1 protein-coding gene is annotated in these 798 nt (G+C 66.8%); it reads left to right on the forward strand.

What is annotated here, in order from left to right:
* Positions 1 to 13: 13 nt before the first annotated feature.
* The coding region (locus L691_RS27505) for a transglutaminaseTgpA domain-containing protein (protein WP_156934124.1) at positions 14 to 798 on the forward strand (785 nt) is incomplete at its 3' end.

Raw genomic sequence — 798 nt, forward strand, 5'->3', positions numbered from 1 at the left:
ATGGATGCAAGGAATGAGCAGCCTGCCGCGCCTGCTGGAAAGGGCCGGCGCTGCGGCCCGAGTCCCGTTCCTCCGCTGGACCGGCGCTGCTTGCCTGCTGGCGGGGAGCCTGACGGTGGCGGCCTGGACCGGAGCAGAACTGCCCGGCGGACAGCCGGACCGGGTTCAGCCGCTGAAGTCGGCTGCCCAGCAGCTGCGGGACTGGGCATTCGATGGACTGCGCAGCCGCACGGCCGAGATTGCGGGGACTACAGGGACCACGGGATACAGCTCGGGCGGCGAACTGGGCGGGCCGCTCACGCGAAGCGAAGACCCGGTCTTCACGGTGGAAAGCTCCCGTTCCACCTACTTGCGCGGAGAAAGTATGGACCGGTATGACGGGCGCCGCTGGACGAAGGCGGCTGCTCCAGCCTCACCGCTAAGTTTGACCGCCCTTTCTTCCGGGGATGCCAAGGCTGCGGGCGGGCGTGTTCTTCGTCAGCGGTTCCGTTTCGCGTCTCCGTCCTCAGGCGCTATTCCCGTGTTTGCCGCCGGCAAGGTGCTATCCGTCTCGGATATCAGACAGCTGGACGGGAGCCTTCTCGGCTATATTCTGGCAGGCGGAGAGAAGGGAAGCTTCGCTCTGCCCGACCTGGCGGGCTCCTCCAAAGTGACCGAATATACGGTGGATTCGCTGCTGCCCGAGAGCGATCCCACCGTGCTGCGGAAGCTGGCGGGCAGCGACCCGCCTGAGATTGCTGCAACTGATCTCGAGCTTCCGTCCTCCCTGCCGCAGCGGGTCCGGAAGCTGGCCGCCCC

It is taken from the genome of Paenibacillus zanthoxyli JH29, from assembly GCF_000520715.1.
GTDB lineage: Bacteria > Bacillota > Bacilli > Paenibacillales > Paenibacillaceae > Paenibacillus_AQ > Paenibacillus_AQ zanthoxyli.